General features: G+C 71.2%; 14 protein-coding genes. 7 read left to right on the top strand and 7 right to left on the bottom strand.

Annotated features, from left to right (window positions below; all coding sequences use genetic code 11):
• Window positions 1-183: 183 nt before the first annotated feature.
• Genes ACHBTE_RS16170 through ACHBTE_RS16190 form a run of 5 tightly spaced genes read right to left on the bottom strand, consistent with a single transcriptional unit; the run spans window position 184 to window position 5,824 of the window.
• On the bottom strand, window positions 184-1,494 hold the full coding sequence (locus tag ACHBTE_RS16170; protein WP_394724561.1) for a DUF58 domain-containing protein: 1,311 nt from the start codon (window positions 1,492-1,494) through the stop codon (window positions 184-186).
• Window positions 1,494-2,483, bottom strand: coding sequence for an AAA family ATPase (locus tag ACHBTE_RS16175; protein ID WP_394724716.1), 990 nt, complete (start codon window positions 2,481-2,483; stop codon window positions 1,494-1,496). The genes ACHBTE_RS16170 and ACHBTE_RS16175 overlap by 1 nt, the downstream gene beginning before the upstream one ends.
• The gene (locus tag ACHBTE_RS16180) at window positions 2,483-3,685 is read right to left on the bottom strand and encodes a DUF4350 domain-containing protein (RefSeq protein ID WP_394724562.1); all 1,203 of its coding nucleotides are present in this window, start codon (window positions 3,683-3,685) and stop codon (window positions 2,483-2,485) included. The genes ACHBTE_RS16175 and ACHBTE_RS16180 overlap by 1 nt, the downstream gene beginning before the upstream one ends.
• On the bottom strand, window positions 3,682-4,491 hold the full coding sequence (locus ACHBTE_RS16185) for a DUF4129 domain-containing protein (RefSeq protein ID WP_394724563.1): 810 nt from the start codon (window positions 4,489-4,491) through the stop codon (window positions 3,682-3,684). The genes ACHBTE_RS16180 and ACHBTE_RS16185 overlap by 4 nt, the downstream gene beginning before the upstream one ends.
• 4 nt (window positions 4,492-4,495) lie before the next feature.
• Window positions 4,496-5,824 (bottom strand): hypothetical protein, encoded by a 1,329-nt coding sequence (locus ACHBTE_RS16190; protein ID WP_394724564.1) that lies wholly within the window; start codon window positions 5,822-5,824, stop codon window positions 4,496-4,498.
• A 140-nt stretch (window positions 5,825-5,964) separates the two neighbouring features.
• Between ACHBTE_RS16190 and mtnA the strand changes: the two genes are divergently transcribed.
• The 7 genes from mtnA (at window position 5,965) to ACHBTE_RS16225 (ending at window position 15,627) form a co-directional block, all read left to right on the top strand.
• The gene (mtnA, locus tag ACHBTE_RS16195) at window positions 5,965-7,116 is read left to right on the top strand and encodes an S-methyl-5-thioribose-1-phosphate isomerase (RefSeq protein ID WP_394724565.1); all 1,152 of its coding nucleotides are present in this window, start codon (window positions 5,965-5,967) and stop codon (window positions 7,114-7,116) included.
• Between the two features lie 312 nt (window positions 7,117-7,428).
• On the top strand, window positions 7,429-8,118 hold the full coding sequence (gene mtrA, locus ACHBTE_RS16200) for a two-component system response regulator MtrA (RefSeq protein ID WP_015659998.1): 690 nt from the start codon (window positions 7,429-7,431) through the stop codon (window positions 8,116-8,118).
• A 1-nt stretch (window position 8,119) separates the two neighbouring features.
• Window positions 8,120-10,198 (top strand): MtrAB system histidine kinase MtrB, encoded by a 2,079-nt coding sequence (gene mtrB / locus ACHBTE_RS16205; RefSeq protein WP_394724566.1) that lies wholly within the window; start codon window positions 8,120-8,122, stop codon window positions 10,196-10,198.
• On the top strand, window positions 10,188-12,029 hold the full coding sequence (locus ACHBTE_RS16210) for an LpqB family beta-propeller domain-containing protein (protein WP_394724567.1): 1,842 nt from the start codon (window positions 10,188-10,190) through the stop codon (window positions 12,027-12,029). The genes mtrB and ACHBTE_RS16210 overlap by 11 nt, the downstream gene beginning before the upstream one ends.
• A 515-nt stretch (window positions 12,030-12,544) precedes the next feature.
• Window positions 12,545-13,669, top strand: a complete 1,125-nt coding sequence (locus ACHBTE_RS16215) for a ComF family protein (RefSeq protein WP_394724568.1) — start codon at window positions 12,545-12,547, stop codon at window positions 13,667-13,669.
• A 315-nt stretch (window positions 13,670-13,984) separates the two neighbouring features.
• On the top strand, window positions 13,985-14,677 hold the full coding sequence (hpf, locus tag ACHBTE_RS16220; protein WP_394724717.1) for a ribosome hibernation-promoting factor, HPF/YfiA family: 693 nt from the start codon (window positions 13,985-13,987) through the stop codon (window positions 14,675-14,677).
• Window positions 14,678-14,880: 203 nt separating this feature from the next.
• Window positions 14,881-15,627 carry a response regulator gene (locus ACHBTE_RS16225; RefSeq protein WP_394724569.1) on the top strand — a complete coding sequence of 249 codons (747 nt, stop codon included), beginning with the start codon at window positions 14,881-14,883 and terminating at the stop codon, window positions 15,625-15,627.
• Window positions 15,628-15,648: 21 nt separating this feature from the next.
• Here the strand turns inward: ACHBTE_RS16225 and ACHBTE_RS16230 are convergent, their stop codons facing one another.
• Together ACHBTE_RS16230 and ACHBTE_RS16235 are read right to left on the bottom strand one after the other, a co-directional pair.
• Window positions 15,649-16,851, bottom strand: a complete 1,203-nt coding sequence (locus tag ACHBTE_RS16230; RefSeq protein WP_394724570.1) for a winged helix-turn-helix domain-containing protein — start codon at window positions 16,849-16,851, stop codon at window positions 15,649-15,651.
• A 67-nt stretch (window positions 16,852-16,918) separates the two neighbouring features.
• Window positions 16,919-17,491: a GNAT family N-acetyltransferase gene (locus ACHBTE_RS16235; protein WP_394724571.1), complete on the bottom strand. Its 573-nt coding sequence runs from the start codon at window positions 17,489-17,491 to the stop codon at window positions 16,919-16,921.
• Between the last annotated feature and the right edge of the window lie 10 nt (window positions 17,492-17,501).

The raw sequence follows: 17,501 nt of genomic DNA on the forward strand, positions 1-17,501 counted from the left end.
TAAGCCTTACAGCGCCGATGGTACTGCAGGGGGGACCCTGTGGGAGAGTAGGACGCCGCCGAACAAATTTTGAGAAAGCCCCCGGCCGGGGATACCGGCACGGGGGCTTTCTGTATTTGTGGAGGAATAGAGTTCGGCTCTGAGGAACGGGGCGGATTTCTCAGAGCCCTCCGGCCACTCGGGTCATAGGCGGCCTGTGGTCTTGAGGGCCAGGTACGCGTCTGCCAGTGCCGGGGGGAGTTCCTCTGGGGTCGCGTCGACGACTGTGACTCCGTGACGGCGGAGTTGTTCCGCTGTGCGGTGGCGTTCGCTCTGCGCCTGGGCCGCTGCGGCGGCCTCGTACACGGACTCCGTGTTTCCGCGTGCCGCTGCCATGCGGGCGATGTGCGGGTCTGCAACGGATGCCAGCAGGACTGTGTGGCGCTGGGTGAGCTGGGACAGGACGGGGAGTAGACCTTCTTCGATCGGGGCTGCGTCCAGCGTCGTCAGGAGCACGATCAGGGTGTGGCGGGGGGCCGTACGCAGGGCTGTGGCGGTGAGGCCACGGGCATCCGTTTCGATCAGTTCTGGTTCGAGCGTGGCCATCGCGTTGACGAGGGCGGGCAGGACGTCGCCGGCCGCGCGGCCCTGGACCAGGGCGCGTACTCGGCGGTCGTATGCGAGGAGGTCCACGCGGTCGCCGGCTCGGGAGGCGAGGGCGGCCAGGAGGAGTGCGGCGTCCATGGAGGCGTCGAGGCGTGGAGCGTCGCCGACGCGTCCTGCCGAGGTGCGTCCGGTGTCCAGGACGAGGAGGATGTGGCGGTCGCGTTCGGGGCGCCAGGTGCGTACGGCTACCGCGGATTGTCGGGCCGTAGCGCGCCAGTCGATGGAGCGGGTGTCGTCGCCGGGGACGTACTCGCGCAGGCTGTCGAATTCTGTGCCCTCGCCGCGGGTGAGGACGCTGGTGCGGCCGTCCAGTTCGCGTAGGCGGGCCAGCTTGGCGGGTAGGTGCTTGCGGCTGGTGAAGGGCGGGAGGACGCGTACGGTCCAGGGGGCTTTGTGGGTGCCCTGGCGGGCGAAGAGGCCCAGGGGGCCGTATGAGCGGATGGTGATGCGGTCGGTCTGGCGGTCGCCTCGGCGGGTGGGGCGTAGGCGGGTCGTGATACGGCGGCGTTCGCCGGCGGGGACCTTCACGCGGTGGCGGGAGGCTGCTGTTTCCGTGCCGGGCTGCCAGCTGCTGGGGGGCCAGGCGTCGCGGAGGTGAGCGCGCAGGGGGCGGCGGGATGGGTTGGTGATCGTCAGGGTGACGTCGGCCGCTTCGCCCAGGCGCACGGAGGTGTCTCCGGAGCGGGTCAGGCCGAGGCGTCGTACGGGTGCTGCCAGGGCGAAGTCGCAGGCGCAGGCGGCGGCCAGGGGGGCGTTGACCGCGAGGATGCCGGTCCAGCTGGGGTCCCAGATGCCGACCGGGAGGGTGCCTAGGGCCGCGAGGAGTGCGGCGCGTCCGGTGAGTGCCATCAGCGGGGGACGGGGACGTGGGCGAGGATCGCGTTGATGACGGAGTCGGCGGTGACGCCTTCCATCTCGGCCTCCGGGCGCAGTTGCACGCGGTGGCGGAGGGTGGGGAGGGCGAGGGCCTTCACGTCGTCGGGGATGACGTAGTCGCGGCCGGTGAGCCAGGCCCAGGCGCGGGCGGTGGCGAGGAGGGCTGTGGCCCCGCGCGGGGAGACGCCCAGGGTGAGGGAGGGAGACTCGCGGGTGGCTCGGCAGATGTCCACCACATAGGCCGTGATCTCCGGGGAGATGGTGGTTTTGGCCACCGCCGCGCGGGCCGCTTCGAGGTCCGCGGGGCCTGCTGCGGGGCGCACGCCGGCGGCGCGCAGGTCGCGCGGGTTGAAGCCCTCGGCATGGCGGGTGAGGACGTCGATCTCGTCCTGGCGGGAGGGGAGCGGGATCGTGAGCTTGAGGAGGAAACGGTCCAGCTGGGCTTCGGGGAGGGGGTAGGTGCCCTCGTACTCGACGGGGTTCTGCGTGGCCGCGACGAGGAAGGGCTCCGGGAGCGGGCGCGGGGTGCCGTCGACGGTGACCTGGCGTTCCTCCATGGCTTCCAGGAGGGACGACTGCGTCTTCGGCGGGGTGCGGTTGATCTCGTCGGCGAGGAGGAGGTTGGTGAAGACCGGGCCGGGCTGGAAGGAGAACTCGGCGGTGCGGGTGTCGTAGACGAGGGAGCCCGTCACGTCGCTCGGCATGAGGTCCGGGGTGAACTGGACGCGCTTGGTGTCGAGTTCGAGGGCGGATGCGAGGGCGCGGACGAGGAGCGTCTTGGCGACGCCGGGGACTCCCTCGAGGAGGACGTGTCCACGGCAGAGGAGGGCGACGACGAGGCCGGTCACGGCGGGGTCCTGGCCGACCACGGCTTTGGCGATCTCGGCGCGCAGGGCCTCCAGGGAGGCGCGGGCGGCGCCCGGGTCCCCGGTGTTCCCGGCGTTGTCAGTGGTCGGGTCCATCATGGACGGCGTACCTCTCTTTCGAGGGCGTCGAGTTGGTCGGCGAGGGAGATGAGTGCCGCGTCGTCGCTGGGCGGCGGGCCGAAGAGGAGTGTGTGCAGGGCCTGTCCGTCCCCGTGGTCGCGGAGGTGGGCGGACAGGGCGGGGAGCAGGGCCTCGGGCGCGTGCGCCTGGGAGACGGAGACACCTACGAGGGGGGCGAGGCGCGTGCGGGTGGTGGAGCGAAGAGCTGTTGCCGCGCGGTCGCGGGCGTTGGCCTTGCGGTAGAGGCGGGCGCGGCCTTCGACGGTTTCGGAGGCGCGGATCGCCACGGGGAGTTTTTCGGGCACCAGGGGGCCGAGTCGGCGTGCTCGCCAGAGGGCGGCCAGGGCTGCGGCGATGAAGAGCTGGAGGGTGCCCCAGAGCCAGCCCGAGGGGAGCAGGTCGAAGAAGCTGCGTTCGTCGTCCTCGTCGGCGGCCGACGTGTCGGAGAGCGAGGGGAGGTACCAGACCAGATGGGGGCGGGAGCCGAGGAGTTGGAGGGCGAGCGAGGCGTTGCCCTGCTCGTCGAGGCGGTCGTTGAAGAGGATGTCGGGGGCGCCGAGGACGACGGTGTCGCCGTCCGCGTCGGTCTCCGGGACGCGCAGCAGAGTGGCCAGGCGTTCGCTGGGGTAGCACTCGTCGGCGTCGAGATGGGTCGTGGTGTATCGGATGCCGCCCAGGTCGGCGTTGCCCGCGCGGCGGGCGGCGGGCAGGGAGCAGTCGGGGGCGAGCTCGGAGTCGAGGCTGGTGGCGGGATCCGCCGTGACGCCGGGGGCGAGCCTTTCGACGGACCAGCTGCCGGGGGCGACGAGGACGGTACGGCCGTCGGTGCCGGCGGTCGCCGAGCGCAGCCAGGTCTGTTGACGGTGCGTCAGCAGGTCGGGGGCTGCGACCAGGAGAGTGGTGTCCGGGGAGGCTGCCGCGCGTGCCTCGTCCAGTGTGGTGACGACGTGTGTGTCCACGCCCCGGTCGGCGAGGAGTTCTGCGACCGCTCGGCTGCCGTTGGGGTCGGCGGAGCGTGGGTCGAGGGTGCCGTGCCTGGTTTCGGAGCGGATCGTGGCGATCGCGACGGCCGCGGCCAGCAGCAGGACGACGGCGAGGGCGACGCCTCGCGAGCGGGTCCACAGCCGGCGGGCGGTGGGCGAGGCCGAGGTGGACGCGAGCGTGGCCTCGGTGGTCATCGGGCGGCCCCCTGGTGGGCGTCGGAGGCCGTGCTGTTCGCGCTGCTCGTGAGCTGCGGCTTGGTGCTCTCCAGGTCGTGGTCGAGGTCCGCGATGCGCTGGTACGCCTGCTGGGTGGCCGTCCGCCCGCCGTACGTCACGTCGTCGAAGTCCCGGGCTGCGGTGCGCAGTCGGTCGGTGTGGGAGGGCAGGGACCGGCCCGCTTCGGCGGCGGCTTCGTCGGCGGTGCGGCCGGGGCGGAAGTCGAGGAGCGCGCGTTCCTCCAGGGAGCGGACGATGGCGCGCATGCGCTCCTGGACGGCCTGGTTCCAGTGGCCCTGGGAGGCGTGCGCTTCGGCGGCGGCCCGGTGTTCGGCGGCGCTGCGGGGGCGGTCGTCGAACAGGGCGGTGGAGGAGGTGGGCCTGCGGCGCGGGGTGCCGAGGCGCCACCACAGGGCGCCCAGGACCGCCAGGACGACGAGGATGACGACGACCAGGCCGAGCGGTCCGCCGGGTGCCACGGTGGAGGCGCTGCTGAACAGGTCCTCGACCCACTCCCAGAACGCGTCCAAGGCGCGCTCGAACCAGCTGGGTTCGTTCTGGTGGTACATGTTCTTCGACAGCTCGCGCCTGGCCGCTTCCCGCGCTGGATCACGCGGGATCGTCAGTGGCGGCTCGTCGTCGGAGCGGGCTGCCAGGGACAGTACGGACATGTCGCCGCCGGGTGACAGCGACCGCACGGCGGTGCCGCCGGCGCGCAGCACGGCGCTGCCGGACGCGTCCGGCAGCGCTGACGCCGTGATGAGAACTCCCCCCGCCAGGACCACCCGTTCAGCTCCCCCGAGTGTCGGTGCCTTGGGCCGGGAGGCCGGCTGCTCGGGCCAGTTCGAGGTCGAGGGCCTCGCGGCGGATGCGCTGGTCGATGTAGAGCAGGACGGTGACGCCGGCCGAGATCGGGAAGGTGATCATGGAGCCGATCACCGAGCCGATGCCGCTGATGATGAGGAACGTCCAGCCGAAGTCGGTGGTGCCGTCGAGGAAGCTGGTGGCACCTTCGCCGCTGACGGCGCCGCCGAGGAACGTGAAGGGGATGACGACGATCGCGGCGACGATGTTCGCGATGACCATGGCGAGCAACTGGATGCCGAAGACCCGCCACCACGAGCCGCGGACCAGCTTCGCGGAGCGGCTCAGCGACTTCATGATGCCCTGCTTCTCCAGCATCAGCGCAGGCGAGGCGAGGGAGAAGCGGAACCACAGCCACAGCGCGACGATGCCGGCGCCGAGGGTGCCCAGCACGGCGAGCGCCGCGCCGCCGTCGCCGGAGCCCGAGGCGGCCACGAGGATGCCGGGCAGGGCGCCCAGGATCACCACGCCGAAGGTCATGAGCAGCAGCAGGAAGAGCAGGCCGAAGAGCCTCAGCACCTGAGGCCGGGCGTCCCGCCAGGCTTCGCCGGTCGTCACCGACTTGCCCAGTACGGCACGGCTGGTGACCGTCGTCAGCAGGGCGGTCGCGGCGATCGCGCCGACCACCGAGATCAGGAAGATCAGGCTGGAGCTGAGCAGGGCGTCACGGGTGGCGCGGGCCAGCTCGCTGATGGTGGCGCTCGGGTCGTTGAGGGCTTCGGTGCTGGTGCGGTCGTTCAGGACGAAGCCCTGGAGGAGGATGACCAGGATCTCCGTGACGACGGCGACGGTCAGGGAGATGCCCAGGACCGTGCGCCAGTGGGTGCGCATGGTGGAGACCGCGCCGTCGAGGATCTCGCCGACGCCGAGCGGGCGCAGCGGGATCACGCCGGGCTTGGCGGCGGGGGGCGGGCCGCCCCAGCCGCTGCCCCACGCGCCGTGGCCCCCCGGAGGGCCGTACCCCTGATGGCCGCCGCCGTAGCCGCCCGGGCCCGGGGGAGGCGGGGCGCCCCAGCCCTGGCCGGGCGGTGGGGGCGGTGGCGACTGGCCGGGGGGCTGCTGCCCCGTCGGCGCGGACCACTGGGCGGGTGGCGGCTGTTCCTTGGACCACTTCGAGTCGCCGCCCTGCGGATCCGGTCCCGGCTGCTGGGCGGAGTCGGGACGGTCGGCGGGCTCGGCAGAGCCGGACGTGCCGGGCTCCTGTCCGTCGGACGGGGCGGATCCGGGCGAGGCCCAGCCCGGAGTGTCTTTCATCGTCGCTCCTTCACGGTGCCCGTCCGCGGTCGCGGCGGCAGGTTGGCAGCCATCGTGCCATGGGGTGGTCGGCGAGGTACTGGCCGCGGTACGGGCTGCACACCTTCAATTGTCCGCCGCACACGGGGCAGACTGACCGCATGGCTGATCAGTACGCGCAATCCGGCGAGGACAGCAGGCCGACCGAGATCCCGGCGATCCGCTGGGACGAACCGCCCGAGGGGCCCGTCGTGGTGCTTCTCGACCAGACGAGACTGCCGGCCGAGGAGGTCGAGCGGGTCTGCACGGACGCGCCGGCGCTGGTGGAGGCGATCCGTTCGCTCGCCGTGCGCGGGGCGCCGCTGCTCGGGATCGCCGGGGCGTACGGCGTCGCGCTCGCCGCCGCGCGCGGCTTCGACGTGGACGCCGCCGCGCAGGCGCTGGCGGGTGCCCGGCCCACGGCCGTGAATCTCGCCCTCGGTGTGGACAGGGCCCAGTCGGCCTACCGGGCCGAGCTTGCGAACGGCGGAGACGTCGAGCGGGCCGCGGCTGCGGCGCTGGCCGCGGCGCGGGCGTTGCACGAGGAGGACGCCGAGGCCAGTACCCGGATGGCCGAGCGGGGGCTGGCGCTCCTGGACGAGCTGCTCCCGGGTGGTGGGCACCGCGTCCTCACCCACTGCAACAGCGGGGCGCTGGTGTCGGGTGGGGAGGGCACGGCGTTCGCGGTGGCGCTCGCCGCGCATCGGGCGGGGCGGCTGCGGCGGCTGTGGGTGGATGAGACGCGGCCGTTGTTGCAGGGGGCGCGTCTGACGGCGTACGAGGCGGCGCGCAACGGCATGGCGTACACCCTGCTCACGGACAACGCGGCGGGCTCCCTGTTCGCGGCCGGTGAGGTGGACGCCGTGCTGATAGGGGCGGACCGCATCGCGGCCGACGGTTCGGTGGCGAACAAGGTGGGGAGCTACCCGCTCGCAGTGCTGGCCCGGTACCACCATGTGCCGTTCATCGTGGTGGCACCGCTGACCACGGTGGATCCGAAGACGCCGGACGGGGCGTCGATCGAGGTGGAGCAGCGGCCGGGATTCGAGGTGACCGAGGTTCTGGCGCCGCAGGTGCCGTTGGCGGGGGCGGAAGCCGGAGGCGGGATTCCGGTGGCGCCGCTGGGCACCCAGGCGTACAACCCGGCGTTCGATGTGACACCGCCCGAGCTGGTGACGGCGATCGTCACCGAGGAGGGCACTGCGTCGCCTGTGACTGCTGAGGCGCTGGCCGAGCTGTGCGCCCGGTCGCGGCAGGTGTCGCCGACGTTGTGAGGGGGAGGACGGTCGGCCTGGGGCACTTGGTCGGGTTATCCCCTTCGCCCTTCCAGCCGCGGCGGCCGTCGCAGTGTGGATCGCGCTCTGGCACCCCGTCGGCCCGCACTGGGGGCCGATGGGGTGCCCTGGGTTGCTGGCCGCCGCGCTGCGTCGCCTGGATGGCGGGGCGGACACCGCCTGGCACCGTCTGGCCTCCGTTGCTGACATCAGCGTCTGGGGACGAGGGCAGACAGTGACGGCCGCGTACGACTAAGGTCACTGGCCGGTGACCTACCTCACCTGAGCCTTCGCCACTGTTATGAGAATGGGATGATGTCGTTTATGAAGGGACGAGTCCTTGTCGTCGACGACGACACCGCACTGGCCGAGATGCTCGGCATCGTGCTGCGTGGTGAAGGTTTTGAGCCGTCTTTCGTGGCCGACGGCGACAAGGCGCTGGCTGCATTCCGGGAGACCAAGCCTGATCTGGTGCTGCTGGACCTGATGCTGCCGGGCCGGGACGGTATCGAGGTGTGCCGTCTGATCCGGGCGGAGTCCGGCGTGCCGATCGTGATGCTCACGGCCAAGAGCGACACCGTGGATGTCGTCGTGGGCCTGGAGTCCGGCGCCGACGACTACATCGTGAAGCCGTTCAAGCCGAAGGAGCTCGTCGCCCGTATCAGGGCGCGGCTGCGGAGGTCGGAGGAGCCGGCGCCCGAGCAGCTCGCCATCGGTGACCTAGTCATCGATGTGGCCGGACATTCCGTGAAGCGGGACGGGCAGTCGATCGCGCTGACGCCGCTGGAGTTCGACCTGCTGGTCGCGCTGGCCCGTAAGCCGTGGCAGGTGTTCACGCGTGAGGTGCTCCTGGAGCAGGTGTGGGGCTACCGGCACGCCGCCGATACGCGTCTGGTCAATGTGCATGTGCAGCGGCTGCGGTCCAAGGTCGAGAAGGACCCGGAGCGGCCGGAGATCGTGGTGACCGTTCGTGGCGTGGGCTACAAGGCAGGGCCGAGCTGACATGTCCCGGGACAGTGCCGCTGCGGCCCCCGGTCGGACCGGGGCCCGTCCGGAGCGGCCTGTCGGCCGGAAGAAGGCGGGCTCCCGCTGGAGCCGGTTCTTCGAGGGCGGGCTGCTGCAAGGAGGAGTTCAGGGCAGCCCGGTCCTTCGGCTCCTGCTGCGCTGGGTGCGTCGGCCGTTGCTGCCCGTCATGCGGCTGTGGCGGCGCAACATCCAGCTCAAGGTCGTCGCCACGACCCTGCTGATGTCGCTCGGTGTGGTGCTGCTGCTGGGCTTCGTCGTCATCGGGCAGGTGCGCAACGGCCTGCTGGACGCCAAGGTGAAGGCCTCGCAGAGCCAGGCCACCGGCGGGTTCGCGGTGGCCAAGCAGCGGGCCGACGAGGCGGCGGCCGGGACGGCCGACGACGGCGCGACGGCGGGCGAGCGTTCCGACCAGAACGTCATCCAGTGGATGAGTGATCTCGTCTCCTCGCTCTCCAGCGGCGGCCAGGGCGCCTTCGACGTGGTGACGCTTCCGGCGTCCGCGGGCGGCGACACCGGCGGGCGCGGACCGCGCGCTTCCGGTGGCGTGAACCCGACGAGCAGCGTGCCCGAGAACCTGCGCGAGCGGATCGACAGCAACACCAGCGCCTTCCAGAGCTACACGCGCATCGTCTACCACGCGAACACCGCCAAGGAGCCGCAGCCGGCCCTGGTCATCGGCAAGCAGGTCAACGACCCCAACGGCGACCCGTACCAGCTCTACTACCTCTTCCCGCTCACCCAGGAGGAGAAGTCGCTGAGCCTGGTCAAGGGCACGCTCGCGACCGCCGGGCTCTTCGTCGTCGTGCTGCTCGGGGCCATCGCCTGGCTGGTGGTGCGTCAGGTGGTCACGCCGGTGCGGATGGCGGCCGGGATCGCCGAGCGGCTGTCCGCCGGGCGGCTCCAGGAGCGGATGAAGGTCACCGGCGAGGACGACATCGCGCGGCTCGGCGAGGCCTTCAACAAGATGGCGCAGAACCTTCAGCTGAAGATCCAGCAGCTGGAGGACCTGTCGCGGATGCAGCGGCGGTTCGTGTCGGACGTGTCGCACGAGCTGCGGACGCCGCTGACGACCGTGCGGATGGCCGCGGACGTCATCCATGAAGCCCGGGAGGACTTCGATCCGGTGACCGCGCGGTCGGCGGAGCTGCTGGCCGATCAGCTGGACCGGTTCGAGTCGCTGCTCGCCGACCTGCTGGAGATCAGCCGCTTCGACGCCGGCGCCGCGGCGCTGGAGGCGGAGCCGATCGACCTCAGGGAGGTCGTGCGGCGCGTGGTCAGCGGGGCCGAGCCGCTGGCGGAGCGCAAGGGCACACAGATACGCGTCGTCGGTGACCAGCAGCCCGTCGTCGCCGAGGCCGACGCCCGGCGGGTCGAGCGCGTGCTGCGCAACCTCGTCGTCAACGCCGTCGAGCACGGCGAGGGCAAGGATGTCGTCGTCAAGCTCGCCTCGGCGGGCGGGGCCGTAGCCGTCGCGGTGCGCGACTACGGTGTCGGGCTCAAGCCCGGCGAGGCGACCCGGGTCTTCAGCCGCTTCTGGCGCGCCGACCCGGCACGCGCGCGTACCACGGGCGGTACGGGGCTGGGGCTGTCCATCGCGCTGGAGGACGCGCGGCTGCACGGCGGCTGGCTGCAGGCGTGGGGTGAGCCGGGTGGCGGTTCGCAGTTCCGGCTGACGCTGCCGCGGACCGCGGACGAGCCGCTGCGGGGCTCGCCCATACCGCTCGAGCCCAAGGACTCGCGCCGCAATCGTGGGCTCGATGACGCCGGTCTGCCGTCCGGGGGTGGCGAGAAGGCCGCGACTGTGCCGACCCAGACCACGGGCGATCAGGGGTCCTCGAAGTCGTCGAGGGACCCGATCGCGCCGCGTTTCGGTACCGGCGCGACCCCCAAAGCCGATCCCACGGCGCTGCCCGGCAACGGCGCGCGGGTGGTGCCCAGGCCCACATCGGGCGCGCGACCACAGAACGACACCACCGGGGCCGAAGGCGCACCGGGCGACGAGACCGGGGCGGCCGAGAAGCCGGACAAGCATGGGGAGGCATTTCGTGGGCGCTGACCGTGAGGGGGGCGCTCGGCGCCGGCCGGTGCGCGCGGTGGCGTACGCCGCCTGTGGCGCCGTACTGCTGGCCGGGTGCGCCTCGATGCCGGACAGCGGTGACCTGCAGGGTGTCGAATCCACGCCGCGCCAGGACACCCAGGTGCGGGTCTTTGCCATGCCGCCCCGTGAGGATGCTTCGTCCTCGGAGATCGTGTCGGGCTTCCTCGAGGCGCTGACCAGCGACGACCCGGACTATGAGACGGCCCGCAAGTATCTGACCCAGGAAGCCGCCGCGAGGTGGCAGCCGCAGCGGTCGACCACGGTGCTCGCCGACGGGCCGGGCGCCGAGGCCGAGCACGTGGGCGGCCGGGAGGAGACCGACAGCCTGTCGTACACGCTGATCGGCACCCGGGTCGCCACGGTCGACGCGCAGCAGTCGTACGCGCCCGCCAGCGGTGGCTACAGCGAGGCGATGCGCCTCGTCCGGGAGAAGAAGTCCAAGCAATGGCGCATCGACGTGCCGCCGCGCGGCGTCGTCATGGGCAAATCGGACTTCCAGCGCAACTACATGTCGGTCGACAAGTACTACTTCGCCTCGAACACCACGCTCGGGACCTCTCCGCACACGGCGGCCGTCGCCGATCCCGTCTATGTGCGCAGGAACGTGGATCCCATGACGCAGACGGTCCGCGCCCTGCTCAAGGGGCCCACCAGCTGGCTCAACCCGGTGGTGCGGTCGAGTTTCCCGACCGGAACGGCGCTGCAGAAGGGCGTCGGCTCGCTGACGCCGGACGACCAGAACCGGCTGACCGTGCCGTTGAACGACAAGGCGGGCAGGGTCGGGCTGACCAAGTGCAACGAGATGGCGGCGCAGCTGCTGTTCACCCTCCAGAACCTCACGCCCACGGTGGACGAGATCGTGCTGGAGGCGGACGACAGGCAGCTGTGCGCGCTCACCGAGGACCAGGCCGAAGCCGTCGCCATGCGCGGGTCGATGGAGCGGGCCGAATACCTGTACTTCCTCGACGACGAGCACCGGCTCGTACGGTTGGCGGCGGCCACCAACGACACGAGCGCCGATCCGGTGCCGGGTGCCCTCGGTGAGGGTGAGCGGAACCTGCGGTCGGTCGCGGTGTCTCGTGACGAGGACATGGCGGCCGGGGTCGGTCTCGACGGAAAGAACCTGTACGTCGGCGCGCTGGTGTCGGGCGGTCAGCTCGGCGAACCCGAGCTGACCAGCGCGGGCAAGACGGCCGAGGAGAGGCTGTCCGCGCCCAGTTGGGACGCGCAGGGCGATCTGTGGGTGGCCGACCGCGATCCCGGCAATCGCCGGCTGCTGCTGCTGAAGGAGGGCGTCGGCGATCCGCTGGTGGTGAAGACGCCGCCGGGGTTGGAGGGGAGCATCGAGTCCGTACGGGTGGCCGCCGACGGCGTGCGGATCGCGCTCGTGGTGAAGCAGGGCGAGAAGTCGTCGCTGCTCATCGGGCGGATCGAACGTGGCGAGGACGACAAGTCGGCAGCGGGCTCCGCCGTCTCGGTGCACGAACTGCGCTCCGCGACGCCGGAGTTGGAGGAGGTCACCGCGATGTCGTGGGCCGGTGACAGCCGGCTCGTGGTGGCCGGGCGTGAGAAGGGCGGCGTGCAGACGATGCGGTACGTCCAGGTCGACGGCTCCACACCCGAGGGGCCGGCGCCGGCGGCGCTCAGCGGGGTGAAGGAGATCACCGCCTCCGAGGACGCACGGCTGCCGCTCGTCGGCTACTCGGAGGACGGCATCGTGCGGCTGCCGGCCGGAACGCAGTGGCAGAAGGTGGTAACGGACGGGACGGCGCCGGTCTACCCGGGGTGATGTCCGATGCGGGATCGGGCCCGGGATCGGGCCCGATCCCGAGTTCGCGCACGAGCCCTAGGTGAGGTCGGGGTCGGGGTCGGTGAGTGTGGCGGCTGCTTCCGGTCGGGGTGGGACTCCGGCTGGGGGCGGCCGCCTTTGTGTGGTGGGGATCCGGGGTTTCAGGGGATCGGGGGGTTCCAGGGGATCAGGGGGATTTCGGGAGCCGGTGGGGGCGGGTCGGGCGCGTGTATTCGCGGGGTGGGAATCCGACTGGGCGGCAGGCATCCGCTTGGGTCGGGGTCGCACTGCGGCTCGGTCGCGGAGCCGAGCGACGGGAACGAGCCCAGGTACGGGAGCAAGCCCAGCAATGGGAAAGAGCCCACCTACGGGAAGGCGCGAACGACCGGAATCAAGCCGAGCGACCGGTATCGGGCTCGCGGGTGAGGAATGCGCTCCAGCAGCGGCCGGAGTTATCCACAGGGGGTTATCCACAGGGGTGGTCGCCCGGCTCGGGCGTTGGCACAGTGGTGGCCATGCGGGGGTGGTGGCAGGACCTCACCGACCTGGTGCTGCCGGCCGAGTGCGGAGGCTGTGGAACGCCTCGCACGGTGCTCTGCCCTGAGTGCCGTGCCGTCCTGAGTGGGACCGCACCGAGCCGGGTGCGACCAGTGCCGGAGCCCACCGGGCTGCCGGTCGTGCACGCGGCGGCCCGGTACACGGACGAGGTGCGCGCGGCGCTGCTGGCCCACAAGGAGCGCGGTGCGCTGGCGCTCGCGGCACCCCTCGGGGCGGCTCTGGCGGGAGCCGTGCGTGCGGGGCTCCGGGAGACCTGCGCGGCCGGGAGCGGGCCGTCTGTGCCTGCCGGGAGCGGGCCGTCTGGGCCGGTTGGGCCGGTGCGGAGGTCCCGGGCGCGGAGTTCGCCGGCGTGGGCGGGTGCCGAAGGAAACGGGCGGTATGCGGGTGCCGGTCTGCCCGTTCTGCTCGTACCCGTTCCATCCGCGCGTGCGGCGGTGCGGGCGCGGGGGCATGATCCGGCGCGGCGGATCGCGTTCGCGGCAGCGGGTGAGCTGCGGCGGGCCGGGACATCGGCGCGTGTGCTCGCCGTGCTGCGCCAGCGGCGCGAGGTGGCGGATCAGTCGGGTCTCAACTCTTGCCAGCGGCTGGACAATCTCGCGGGCGCGTTGACCGTGGCCCCCGGGGGAGCTCGGCTGCTCGTCGAAGGTCCGGTCGTGCTCGTGGACGACCTGATGACCACGGGTGCGTCCCTGGCGGAGGCGGCGCGTGCCGTGCGGGCGGCCCTGGCGGAGGGGGCCGGTCCCTTCCGGCAGGGGCGACGGGACGCGCGCGGTGGTGCGGCGGCGAGGGGTCGCGGCAGGGCGGTGGCGGAGGAGGCGAACGGGTACGGCGCAGCGGCGGAGGAGATGAGCGCGTACGGACGGGTGGTCGCGGAGCTCGATGCGGGGGCCGGCGGAACAACCGCTGTGTACCCGGCGGGAACTCGGGAATGCAGAGGGGAACAGAGAGTTGGATCGACGGAGGGCGTGGTACGGCGGACGCTTGAGATGCCGGGAATCACGGGTGCCGGACGGGTGGGTGACCTGATCCGCGCGGCTGTGGTCGCCGCGCCTCCGGATTCTTTCGAAATAAACCGGAACTGACTGAGAACTTGCATCGTTGCAGGTAACGAGAGGGCCTATTCACCTGAACGGAGGTACGCCGCAGTAGAGGGTGACGACATCCGTCCAGGCGAGATATGTTCGGTTGTGAGGGAAAGGCGCAGGCCATCCCCGTCATATCCGAATGCCGTGCCGTGGGTTTTGCGCAAACACTCACGGCCATGGGGTGGAGATCTTGCCCATGGGGGAGGAGGAGGTGGACGTCACCAAGTCCGAGGTTCCGGGGTTCGCCGGAGCCTGGTGCAAGAGGGAGATGCTCCGCCGATGGAGCGGAGCGATCCGGGAACGGAGTTCTGCGTGGACATCGTCGTCAAGGGCCGCAAGACCGAGGTGCCCGAGCGGTTCCGCAAGCACGTGGCCGAGAAGCTGAAGCTGGAGAAGATCCAGAGGCTCGATGCCAAGGTGATCAGCCTCGACGTCGAGGTGTCCAAGGAGCCCAACCCCCGACAGGCCGACCGCAGTGACCGAGTGGAGATCACGCTCCGCTCCCGCGGTCCGGTGATCCGGGCGGAGGCAGCGGCCAGCGATCCGTACGCGGCGCTCGACCTCGCGGCGGAAAAGCTGGATGCCCGGCTGCGCAAGCAGCACGACAAGCGTTTCTCGCGCCGAGGTGCACGTCGGCTCACGGCGGCCGAGGTCCCCGACCACGTTCCGGGCGCGGCGACGCTCAACGGCAACGGCCGCACCGTGCAGGAGGAAGAGCCGGACGGGATTCCGACCAAGAAGATCGGCTCGCTGGAAGTCAAGGGTGAAGGCCCCCTCGTCGTACGCGAGAAGACGCACGTCGCCTCCCCGATGACCCTGGACCAGGCCCTCTACGAGATGGAGCTGGTTGGGCACGACTTCTACCTGTTCGTCGACTCCGAGACCAAGGAACCGAGTGTCGTCTACCGGCGGCACGCCTACGACTACGGCGTCATCCACCTCAGCACGGATCCGATGGTCACCCAGGCGCAGGCCACCGCGGCCGGTGGCACGCTGGGCGGCTGACCCACCCGGCTGACAGCTGAGCCGGTGCCCCTGGAGCGCGCGTGTGCGCCCCCAGGGGCACCGGTGTGCGACCCCTTCGCGCCCCGCTCGTCACCGTAGGGTCGGCCGGGCATGGAATCATGGCCGCACCGGCCCAACCGTTGGGTCGTTGCCTTGGGTTGGCGATGGCACAGGACCAGCCACAGCCTTCAGGGGGAGGAACGATGACGGACAGCTTCGGACCGATGCGGGACGACGATGCCGACAGTGATGTCGTCGGCATGGGCCCGGACACGGGCTCTCCACGCAAGGAGCCGATCAGAGTCCTCGTCGTGGACGACCACGCCCTCTTCCGCCGGGGACTGGAGATCGTGCTCGCGGCCGAGGAGGACATCCAGGTCGTGGGAGAGGCGGGCGACGGCGCGGAGGCCGTCGACAAGGCCGCCGACCTGCTGCCGGACATCGTCCTGATGGATGTCCGCATGCCCAAGCGCGGTGGGATCGAGGCCTGCACCTCCATCAAGGAGGTGGCCCCCAGCGCGAAGATCATCATGTTGACGATCAGCGACGAGGAGGCCGACCTCTACGACGCGATCAAGGCGGGCGCGACCGGCTATCTGCTCAAGGAGATCTCCACGGACGAGGTGGCCACAGCCATCCGCGCGGTGGCGGACGGGCAGTCGCAGATCAGTCCCTCCATGGCGTCGAAGCTGCTCACCGAGTTCAAGTCGATGATCCAGCGGACGGACGAGCGCAGGCTCGTGCCCGCGCCGCGGCTGACGGACCGGGAGCTGGAAGTCCTCAAGCTCGTCGCCACGGGGATGAACAACCGCGACATCGCCAAGGAGTTGTTCATCTCCGAGAACACCGTGAAGAACCACGTGCGCAACATCCTGGAGAAGCTTCAGCTGCACTCCAGGATGGAGGCCGTGGTGTATGCGATGCGGGAGAAGATCCTCGAGATCCGCTGAGGGCCGCCGAGGGCCATCGGGTCAGGCCAGGGTGCGGGTGAGCTCCTCGGTGAGGGCTGCACGCAGGTCGGGTGCGTCGACGCGTTCCACGCGCACATCCGTGCACTCCACCCAACTCGCCGCCTCGGTCAGGGCCTGGGCCACCGCCGGGACCGCCTTCGGGCCGTCCAGCGTCACCTGCTTGGCGACCAGGGTGCGTCCCTCACGGGCCGGGTCGACACGGCCGACGAGGCGACCGCCGGCCAGTACCGGCATCGCGAAATAGCCGTGGATCCGCTTCTGCTTCGGGACGTACGCCTCCAGGCGGTGGGTGAAGCCGAAGATCCGCTCCGTGCGCGCCCGTTCCCAGATCAGGGAGTCGAACGGAGACAGCAGCGTCGTACGGTGACGGCCGCGCGGGGGTGTCTCCAGCGCCGCGGGGTCGGCCCAGGCGAGCTTGCCCCAGCCCTGCACCGTGACCGGGACCAGCCCGGAATCGGCGATCACCGCGTCCACCTGCTCACCCTTGAGGCGGTGGTAATCGGCGATGTCCGCGCGGGTGCCGACGCCGAGGGACTGGCCTGCCAGGCGGACCAGGCGACGCAGACACTCGGTGTCGTCCAACTCGTCGTGCAGCAGTGCCTCGGGGATGGCGCGCTCGGCGAGGTCATAGACGCGCTTCCAGCCGCGGCGCTCGACGCAGACCACCTCGCCGTACATCAAGGCGCGTTCGACGGCGACCTTCGCACCCGACCAGTCCCACCACTCGCTGGTCCGCTTCGCTCCGCCCAGCTCCGTCGCGGTGAGGGGGCCCTCGGCGCGGAGCTGCTTGATGACCTGGTCGTAGGCGCCGTCGGGGAGTTCGTGGTTCCAGTGGGGCCGGTTGCGGTAGGCGCGGCGGCGGAAGGCGAAGTGGGGCCACTCCTCCACGGGCAGGATGCAGGCGGCGTGGGACCAGTACTCGAAGGCGTGGGGCTGCGCCTTCGACGGCGTGCCGGTGGACTCGGGCGTCCAGTAGGCGTCCTCGACCGTCCTGCGGCCCACGGCGCCGAGGCGGGCGTACGGGATGAGCTCATGGGAGCGGGCCAGCACCGAGATGGTGTCCAGCTGGACCGCGCCGAGGTGACGGAGGACGCCGCGGACGCCGGCCTTGCGGTCCGGGGTGCCGAGGAAGCCCTGGGCGCGCAGGGCGATGCGGCGGGCTTCGTCTGCGGTGAGGTCGGTCGTGGGGCGCGGGGTCGTCATGGTTCGGACGATAGGGGGTGGCACTGACAATGGGGAGTGACCTGAGGTTTTGCGGTCGGCAGGGGCCTCAGGGGCGGGCGGGCAGGTAGGGCGCTGTCGACGGCAGGCCGAGGTCCGACGGGAGCAGGGAGCCCACCCAGCAGTCACGGCGTACGCCACGGTGGACGAGGGCGGCGCGCAGGGTGCCCTCGACGGTGAAGCCACTGCGGGTCGCCACCGCGCGGGAGGGGAGGTTGCCGACCTCCGCACGCCATTCCACGCGGTCGATGGCGAGATCGACGAAGGCCCAGCGGGACGCGGTGAGGACGGCCTCGGTGACGTAGCCGTTGCCGCGGTGCTCCTTCGTGCCCCAGTAGCCGATCTCCGCGTCGCTCATGGAACGCATCGTGAGACCGAGCATGCCCACCAGGTCCTCCTTATCGGGGAGGAAGAGGCCCCAGGTGAACATCGAACCGTCGCTCCAGCCCTCGGGGACCAGCTGGTGAGTGAAGCTGTGGGCGTGCTCGTACAAGTAGGGCGAGGGGATCGTGGTCCAGCGCTGGATGTCGCCGTCCTGGGCGGCCTCGTACACGGCGTCGGTGTCCTGCGGGCCGACGGCGCGCATCAGGAGGCGGTCGGTGGTGAACGAGACTGGTTCCATCGGGCGATTC

This window comes from Streptomyces sp. M41, assembly GCF_043673425.1.
In the GTDB taxonomy this organism is placed as follows: Bacteria; Actinomycetota; Actinomycetes; order Streptomycetales; family Streptomycetaceae; genus Streptomyces.